The organism is Clostridium sp. (assembly GCF_032552055.1).
GTDB lineage: Bacteria > Bacillota > Clostridia > Clostridiales > Clostridiaceae > Clostridium.
Map to the genome: position 1 here is coordinate 1 of NZ_JAWGSV010000120.1, position 9,334 is coordinate 9,334.

Consider the following 9,334-nt stretch of genomic DNA (forward strand, 5'->3'; position numbering starts at 1 on the left):
ATATAATATTTATTGCAGTATTTTTTTCTTTTATAAATTATGTTGATATGTAATTTTAAGATAAGGTGGAAGAAGACAATTGCATAAGGTAATTTAAATGTGTGCACTTTTTTAAACTTACAAAAGTGTAAGTTTAATGTTATATATATCAATGGATGAAATTAAAAAAAAGCAATAAAATAAGCCTATAGTAAGAAATAGGAGGATTAAGCATGAGTAAAGAAATTTTAAAAGTTAGCAATATAGAGAAGTATTATGGAAAAAGAGGAAATATAACAAAGGCTATAGATAATATAAGCTTTACAGTAGAAGAAGGAGAATTTGTTGGGGTAATGGGTGCTTCTGGTAGTGGGAAAACTACGCTTTTAAATTGTATTTCAACTATTGATAAAGTAAGTAGTGGACATATTTTTATTTCTGGAAATGATATTACAAAATTAAATTCTAAGAAAATATCTAAATTTAGAAGAGAAGAATTAGGATTTATATTCCAAGATTTTAATTTATTAGACACATTAACAGCATATGAAAATATAGCTTTAGCTTTAACTATAATGAAAGTGAATCATAAGGAAATAGATAAAAGAGTTAGGGAAGTTGCAAAAAAATTAAATATTGAAGAAGTTTTAAATAAATACCCATATGAAATGTCAGGGGGACAAAAGCAGAGAGTTGCATCAGCAAGAGCAATAATTACTAAGCCTTCATTAATTTTAGCAGATGAACCAACAGGTGCCTTAGATTCTAAATCTGCAAAGATGTTACTTGAAAGTATGGAAGATTTAAATAAAAATCTTAATGCAACTATTATGATGGTTACTCATGATGCATATTCAGCAAGTTATGCTAAAAGAATATTATTTATTAAAGATGGTAGGATATTTAATGAAATAATTAGAGGTAATGATTCAAGAAAGGAATTCTTTGATAAGATAATTGAAGTTATTACTCTTCTTGGAGGTGACCAAAATAATGTATTCTAAGTTAGCTTTTAGAAACTTAAAAAGAAGTTTTAAAGATTATGCAATTTATTTTTTAACATTAGTATTTGGTGTTTGTATATTTTATGCTTTTAACTCAATACAATCTCAAGGAATAATGTTAGATTTTAGTGAAGTTCAAAAAGAAGCTTTTGAGATGGTTGATCAAGTAATGGGATATGCGTCAATATTTATATCCTTTGTTTTAGCATTTTTAATTATATATGCAAATAATTACTTAATAAAAAGAAGAAAAAAAGAGTTTGGAGTATATATGACTCTAGGAATGGATAAAGGGAAATTATCTAAAATACTTTTTATTGAAACATTATTAGTTGGTATAATATCCCTTGTTATAGGCTTAGGACTTGGGATTATTATATCTCAAGGTTTATCGTTATTAACTGCAAAGATGTTTCAAGTTAAAATAAGTCATTTTAAATTTGTTTATTCGCACTCAGCTATGATTAAAACTATAATTTCCTTTGGAATTATTTATATATTAGTATTAATGTTTAACTCAGTATCAATTGGAAAGGTACAGTTAATAGATTTATTAAATTCTTCAAAGCAAAATGAAAATATAAAAGTAAGAAATGTTTGGGTTTCTGTTTTTACATTTATAATAAGCTTAGTTATGATAGGCCTAGCTTATTATACAGTTCTTGATAATGGAGCTTCAACAATAGGTATAAATGGAACAAGTATCTTACTTGGTGCTGGTGGAACATTTTTATTCTTCTTCTCTTTATCAGGATTTTTATTAAAGCTAGTGCAATCTAATAAAAGATTTTATTTAAAAAACTTAAATATGTTTGTGCTAAGACAAATAAATAGCAAAATAAATACTGTATTTATATCAATGTCCTTTATATGTTTATTATTATTTACAGGTATATGTATGCTTGCAGGAGGTCTTGGAATCAGTAGTGCATTAAATTCTGATTTGAAAGATTTAACTCATCATGATTTAACTATAATAAATTATGATGGAGTAGATATTGAAGAATACTTTAAGGAAAAAGGATTAGTCTTAGGTGATTATTCTGATGATTATGTTAGTTACATTAATTATAAAAGTGATTTAAAATATAATGATATTATAAAAGAAGAGGATAGAAAAGAATTAAAGGATTTATATCCTATTGCAACTAATAGTGAAGTACAAATAATTTCTTTATCAAAGTTTAATGAACTTATGAAGATGGATAATAAAAAGGAAATATCTTTAAATCCTGGAGAGTATGCAATATTTTCTGATATAAAGGAAGCTAATAAGGCCTTAAACACTGCTATAAAAGAAGATAAAGAAATTAATATAAATGGAAATATACTAAAGCCATCAGATAATAAGGTTATTGAATTAGTAGCATATAATGATATTATGAAAAATAATATTTGTACCATTATAGTAAATGATAATATTGTAAGTGATTTAACTCCATATACATCATATGTAAATATGAGTTATAAAAATGATGATAGTAAGATAATTATTGCTAAAATTGAAGAAGTAAATAAAAGAAGTGGAGATACTTACTTTGTGTCTAATGATAAAGAATCATTATTAGCAAGTTCATCAAGTATGGGAGCTACTATAGCATATTTAGGAATATATATGGGAGGTATCTTCTTAATAACATCAGCTGCTATTTTAGCTCTACAACAGTTATCAGAATCAACCAATAATATTGCAAGATATAACTTATTAAAGAAGATAGGTGTAGATGAAAAACTTATAAATAAATCATTACTAATACAAATAGCAATTTACTTTTTAATGCCGCTATCTTTAGCATTAATACATTCAATTGCAGGATTAGAATTTTCTAAAAGAGTAATAACTATGTTTGGAAGTATTAGCATTATGAAAAATGTATTAATAGCACTGGCAGTTTTAGTTGTTATATATGGAGGATACTTTATATCAACTTATTTCGGGGCTAAGAAAAATATAAATAATGTAATTTAGTTTTAAACACCGTATTATTCAAAATGAATATACGGTGTTTTTTTATTAAAATCTATACTTGAAAATATTTCTCAAATAGTTATAGTGTATAATAAGAATATAAAATGAATATTTAAAAGAGGTAGGAAAATGAAGATTAAGTTAAGTGCATTAGATCAATCTCCTATAAGAGAGGGATCTACATCAACAGAAGCATTGAATAATACTATAACCCTTGCGATAGAATTAGAAAAGTTAGGATATTATAGGTTCTGGGTGTCTGAGCACCATGATACAAAAAGCTTAGCAGGATCAAGTCCAGAAGTTCTAATTTCAAGTATTGCAGCTAGGACTAATAAGATTAGGGTAGGATCAGGTGGAGTAATGCTTCCTAACTACAGTCCTTATAAAGTTGCTGAAAACTTTAAGGTTCTTGAAGCACTATACCCTAATAGAATAGATTTAGGATTAGGTAGAGCCCCTGGTGGTATGCCACTTGCAACAAAGGCGTTAATGCAAGGAAGAAGTATTTTTAATGACAATTATGAGGAGAAGGTATTAGATTTAGTTAGATATATTTATGATATAATTCCAGAAAATCATGAATTCAGTGGCTTAAAGGCGACACCAATAATAAATACTTATCCAGAAATTCATATACTAGGATCTAGTGGTGGAAGTGCAGGACTAGCATCAGGTATAGGGGCATCTTATGCTTATGCACAGTTTATAACTGGAGGGATGGGAGTAAGTTCTGTAAATTGGTATAGAGACAATTTTAAGAAGTCAGTTATTTCTTCGACACCTAATACTATAATTTGTAGCTTTGTAATTTGTGGAGAAACAGAAGAAGAAGTTAATAATCAAATAGCGATAATGGATTTGACATTATTACTAGTTGAAATGGGAAAATCTTTTGGTGTACCTTCACTAGAAAAGGCATTGGATTATAAATATTCTGAGACAGAGATGAAAGTTGTTAATAGGAATAGAAAAAGAATGATAGTTGGAACACCAGATAAAATAAAAGAACAACTTATAAATATGAGTAAGCTTTATAATACTGATGAATTTATGATAATTAATTTAAATACAAGTTTAGAGGAAAAGTTAAAGTCTTATAGATTAATTTCAGAAGCTTTTAGGGAATAGAGATTGTGTTATATGCACAATCTTTTTTATAATAATTAAATTTATGATAGTATATAATATGTAATAATACTTATTTTAGGAGGACTAATATGAAAATACTAATTACTAATGATGATGGAATAAATGCAAGAGGAATATATACTTTAGCAAAAGAAATCTCTAAGAAACATGAAATTACAGTTGTAGCGCCTAGAGAGCAAAAGAGTGCTTCAAGCCATTCTATATCAATTCATAATCCTATAAGGATAAGAGAAGAAAAAATAGATGATGGATTTAAGGCATATAGTTTAGTTGGAACGCCGGCTGATTGTACTCAGGCTGGTTTATCATTACTTTGTAAAGAGGTTGATTTGGTTATTTCAGGAATAAATAGAGGCCTAAATTGTGGAACTGATATACTTTATTCAGGAACTGTTTCTGCTGCAGTAGAAGGAGCTATATATAATGTTCCTTCAATTGCTATTTCTATGGAGGTAGATTGGGAAAGAGAAGATGAAGATTACAGCAAGGCAGCTAAATGGATAAGTAAAGTAGTAGATATAGCTGAAAAAAGTTATTTAAGAAAAGATGTTGTATTAAATGTTAATGTACCAAATGTTGATGAAGAAGAAATAAAAGGAATTAAGGTTTGCAAGCTTGGTAAATCTACTTACAAAACAAATTATATTTTAGTAGAAGAAAATGAAGATATGATATATGAAATAAAGGGAACTAGAAATGCAATATCAGAAGACGATTCTGATTTATATTTCTTATCACAAGGTTACGTAACTTTAACACCTTTACATTATGACTTTACTAATTTTAAGATCTTAGATGAGGTAAAAAATATATTTGAAAACTAGGTGATAATAGTGGATGAAGAAAATATAGAGAAGATTTTAAAAGAAAGAAAATATATGAAATTTAGACTAATAGTTCAAGGAATAATAATTGGGTTATTAGTAGGAATAGTAATAGTTTTAAATAGAATATTAATAACTAAATTTTCAGCAGTTTTTAAGGAATTTTATTTTTGGGGGAATAAGGGTGTTTTAAATATATTTCTTGTATTAATAATTTTAGCTTTTCTAGGATTAATTGTAGGATATATGAGTAAAATAGAACCTATGATAGCTGGTAGTGGTATTCCACAAGTTAAAGGAAGAGTATTAAATAAGCTAAAATTAAATTGGCTTAGAATATTAGTTTTAAAATTCTTTGGAGGTGTAATAGCTTTATCAGCAGGACTTACTTTAGGAAGAGAAGGTCCATCTGTACAAATAGGGGCTTCAGTTGGAGAAGGAGTTGCAGAAAAAACATATAAAAGATTTCCTGTAAAAAAAGAATTTTTAATTACAGCAGGTGCTTCTGCTGGTTTATCTGCAGCCTTTAATTCCCCTTTATCTGGAATAATCTTTGCTTTAGAAGAAGTACATAGAAGCTTTTCTCCTTTAGTATTATTACCAGCAATGGCAGCAGCAATTACTGCAGATTTTGTTTCTAAAAACTTTTTAGGAATGGAGCCATCATTAAACTTTAGTGAGTTATCAATAATGCCGTTAAAATATTATTGGATACTTATATTACTAGGGATTTTTGTTGGTATAATGGGAGTTATATTTTCTAAGGGAATAGTTTTATTCCAAAATATTTATTCAAAATTCAAAAACATAAAAACAGAAGTTAAGGTAATGATCCCCTTTGTAATAACAGCAATAGTTGGCCTTATATATCCTAGTTTATTAGGTGGTGGACATGAGTTAATAATGGATCTAACATCTAGTGAAATGACCTTATTAGCTTTAATTATAATATATATATTGAAGTTTTTACTTCTATTAATATGCTTTGGTTCTGGAGTACCAGGAGGGATATTTTTACCTATGCTTTTACTAGGAGCGATCTTAGGGAATATAGCAGGAGTAATATCAGTAGATTACTTTGGAGTAAATACAATTTACATAACTAATTTTATTGCTTTAGGAATGGCAGCCTATTTTTCAGCAGTAGTAAAGGCTCCTATCACAGGTATAGTTCTTATTATGGAAATGACAGGCTCTTTTAGTCATTTATTATCTTTATCAGTTGTAGTAATTATTTCTTATATTACTTCTGAATTATTAAGAAATGAAGCAATATATGAAACATTATTAGAGAGACTTTTAAAGAAGGTTGGAGTTTCTAGTAATGAGGATAATGATAAAAAAACTATATTAGAATTTGTAGTTGAAATGGGAAGTGTAGCAGAAGGTAAGTATATAAATGAAGTAGAGTGGCCAAAGGATTCTTTATTAGTTTCAATTAAAAGAGGAGAAAAAGAAATAATCCCAAGAGGATATGTAAAGCTTGAAAATGGGGATTATATTGTTATTTTAGTTAGCTTGCACAAGTCTCCGCAGGTTATAGAAGAAGTTAATAGTTTAACATTGGTTTAAAAATTTGGACTTTATAAATAAATTGAAGTTTATAAACAGGGGTACCCTTGAGAAGTCCCCTGTTGCTGTTACAAAATAGATAAAATTTAAATTAAGAATCAAAAATTAAAAATGAATAATTATTGATATAATTCATGAGAACTACAAAAAAATATTTTTAAACTCCGCAAGGAGTTTTTTTCAATTGTAAATTGTTAATTATCAACTGTTAATTGCTTTAGTATTCCTTCCTTTAATGCAGTAGCAATCTTATCTTGATTGTTATCTAATGTTAGATATCTTTCATCTAGGGAGTTACTTAAAAAGCCTAGTTCTACTAAGGCTGAGTTAGCTGAATTTAATTCTAATACAGCTAATGAATCTTCTTTTTTGGCATAAGTTTTAACGCCCCTATTATCAGTATAATTTAAGTTAGATAATGATAGCTGAATATTTTCGGCAAAGTCTTTACTTTCTTCATCATTTAATTTATACCAAGTTTCTATACCTTTAGCATTAGTATCATCGTAGTTACTATTACAATGTATTGAAATAAATAAATCAGATTTAAAGACTTCTGAAATTTTAACTCTTTCTTTCAAACTATCATTTGCATCATCTAACCAAGGTAAGGAATCATTAGTTCTAGTATAAACAACCTTAATATTTTCCTTCTCTAGTAATTCTCCAAGCTTTAAGGAAATAGTAAGTACAATATCTTTTTCTAAGGAACCAGAAGGACTTTTGGAGCCTATATCAAAATCACCATGTCCAGGATCTATACATACTATAAATTCTTTTTCTTTTGGAGGTGATAATGTAACTTTTCTGTTAATAAGTCCTTTGCTATTTAGAATAAAATATATAGATATGCAAAATATTAAAGTAAATAACAATGATAAACGAAAGATTATCTTTCTTCTTCTTTTCCGTTTATAAAGGAGTTTTCTTTTGTTTTCTAGGTTAAAGCTAGTCTTTTCCATGATATACTCCTTAAATTTATTATATCTTTACATAATATAAGTATAATAAGAAATTAACTAAAAGTAAATATATGGAAAAGAATAAGTGTTATTTCATTAGTTGATAATATAGAAAGATTGATATAAACTATAGTAAAGGGGGGGACTTTTATGCCTAAGATATTACAAAATGCAAGAGAAACAATATTGAAAGAAGGCTATATCTTGCTGGAGGAAAAAGGATATAATAATTTTAGCATGAGAGAGCTTGCTAATAGATGTGAAATAGGACTCGGAACTGTATATAATTATTTTGAAAATAAGATGTCTCTGGTTATGGAGATTTTTAATGATACATGGATAGAAGTAATAGAAGAATCAAGAAATATAAAAGCTAAGGATATCAAACTTGAAGAAAAAATAAAATCCATATATGAGAATTTAGAAAAATTCTTAAAATATCATAAAGAAGTGTTTTATCATATTACAAAAGATGAAAAGATAGTAAAAGAAAAAAAGGCAGATGCAGATAAATGTAAGAAATATGATGTTATGGAAGAGTTATATGTAATAGTAGATGAAATAATAGAGTTACATAAAGAAAATAAAGATATTACTATTAACATGGAGACTAGAAAATTAACTTCTTTTTTAATAAGCAATATGATTACTTTATCTATGAAAAACACTGAATACACTATGGATGACTTTTTATATATATTAGTAAACAAATTATAATAATAAAGGAGAAGTTTATTATATGAATTGGTTAAATAAACTTGAAAGAAAGATCGGTAGGTTCTATATACAGAATTTAATGCTAATAATTATAGCTGGAACAATATTAGTATATGGATTTACCATGATTACTCAAGATCCTACATTTATGAGCAAATTAATATTAGATCCATCTAAGGTTATGGAAGGAGAAGTATGGAGGTTAATAACCTTTATATTTGTTCCATCAAGTCTTAATACTATATCATTTATATTTGGACTATACTTTAACTATTTAGCAGGAACTGGACTAGAAAATGAATGGGGAGAGTTTAAATTTAATTTTTACTATTTTGTAGGTATGATAGCTACAATTATAGTATCAATGATAACAGGTATAAGTGCTACAGGATCATATATTAATATGTCCTTATTTTTAGCATTTGCTATAATTTATCCAAACTTTCAAGTATTACTGTTCTATATAATACCTGTAAAGGTAAAATACTTAGCTATATTTGATTGGATAATTATTGCAATTAGATTCTTAATGTATTTAAGTGTGTTTAGTATAGGTGGAATGTTATTAACTTTAGTTCCAGTCTTAAACTTCTTTATATTCTTCGGAAAACAATTAGTTACAGGCACTAGAAGTAATGCAACTAACTTTAAGAGACAACAAAAATTCAAGTCTCAATCAAGACCAATTGAAGTGCTTCATAGATGTGAAGTTTGTGGTATAACAGAAGCTCAGGATCCTAAGATGGAGTTTAGATATTGCTCTAAATGTTCAGGAAAGCAATGTTATTGTATTAATCATATAAGAGATCACGAACATAGGTAATGAAAAATGAAGAATTTAGAATGAAGAATTAATGTGGAAACTCAGCTTTGGCTGAGTTTCTTTTTGATTAAATATAAATAAATATTTATTTATTTTGTTTATTTTTAGGGGATAAAGAAGAAATTGCTTTTAATAGTATCAAGGATATTAGAAATTCTATAAAAATTAGAATGATTTAATTATAAAATGATTAAAGGTACTGTTATATAAGGTAGAAATTAAAGATGTAATTGTTTAATTATGGGATAAATAAGAATTGTTATTAAATAAGAGTAATAGTAATTATCATTTATTTGTAGTATAATATATTTGATAAAAAATCATTATTTATT

The 9,334-nt window shown here is 27.0% G+C and carries 8 protein-coding genes; 7 read left to right on the top strand and 1 reads right to left on the bottom strand.

Annotated elements, in window-relative coordinates; translation table 11 throughout:
• Window positions 1-212: 212 nt before the first annotated feature.
• The 5 genes from E6248_RS09390 (at window position 213) to E6248_RS09410 (ending at window position 6,500) form a co-directional block, all read left to right on the top strand.
• Window positions 213-983 carry an ABC transporter ATP-binding protein gene (locus E6248_RS09390; protein ID WP_316340557.1) on the top strand — a complete coding sequence of 257 codons (771 nt, stop codon included), beginning with the start codon at window positions 213-215 and terminating at the stop codon, window positions 981-983.
• Complete coding sequence (locus E6248_RS09395) at window positions 973-2,952, top strand: ABC transporter permease (RefSeq protein ID WP_316340558.1); 1,980 nt, start codon at window positions 973-975, stop codon at window positions 2,950-2,952. The genes E6248_RS09390 and E6248_RS09395 overlap by 11 nt, the downstream gene beginning before the upstream one ends.
• A gap of 129 nt (window positions 2,953-3,081) precedes the next feature.
• Window positions 3,082-4,083 carry an LLM class flavin-dependent oxidoreductase gene (locus tag E6248_RS09400; protein ID WP_316340559.1) on the top strand — a complete coding sequence of 334 codons (1,002 nt, stop codon included), beginning with the start codon at window positions 3,082-3,084 and terminating at the stop codon, window positions 4,081-4,083.
• Between the two features lie 89 nt (window positions 4,084-4,172).
• Entirely contained in the window at window positions 4,173-4,928 is a 756-nt protein-coding gene (gene surE / locus E6248_RS09405; RefSeq protein WP_316340560.1) for a 5'/3'-nucleotidase SurE, read from the top strand.
• 9 nt (window positions 4,929-4,937) lie between these two features.
• On the top strand, window positions 4,938-6,500 hold the full coding sequence (locus tag E6248_RS09410) for a chloride channel protein (protein ID WP_316340561.1): 1,563 nt from the start codon (window positions 4,938-4,940) through the stop codon (window positions 6,498-6,500).
• A gap of 194 nt (window positions 6,501-6,694) precedes the next feature.
• Here the strand turns inward: E6248_RS09410 and E6248_RS09415 are convergent, their stop codons facing one another.
• Complete coding sequence (locus E6248_RS09415; protein WP_316340562.1) at window positions 6,695-7,462, bottom strand: N-acetylmuramoyl-L-alanine amidase; 768 nt, start codon at window positions 7,460-7,462, stop codon at window positions 6,695-6,697.
• Between the two features lie 150 nt (window positions 7,463-7,612).
• Between E6248_RS09415 and E6248_RS09420 the strand changes: the two genes are divergently transcribed.
• Complete coding sequence (locus E6248_RS09420) at window positions 7,613-8,179, top strand: TetR/AcrR family transcriptional regulator (RefSeq protein WP_316340563.1); 567 nt, start codon at window positions 7,613-7,615, stop codon at window positions 8,177-8,179.
• 22 nt (window positions 8,180-8,201) lie between these two features.
• Window positions 8,202-9,002 carry a hypothetical protein gene (locus E6248_RS09425; protein ID WP_316340564.1) on the top strand — a complete coding sequence of 267 codons (801 nt, stop codon included), beginning with the start codon at window positions 8,202-8,204 and terminating at the stop codon, window positions 9,000-9,002.
• Window positions 9,003-9,334 lie beyond the last annotated feature (332 nt).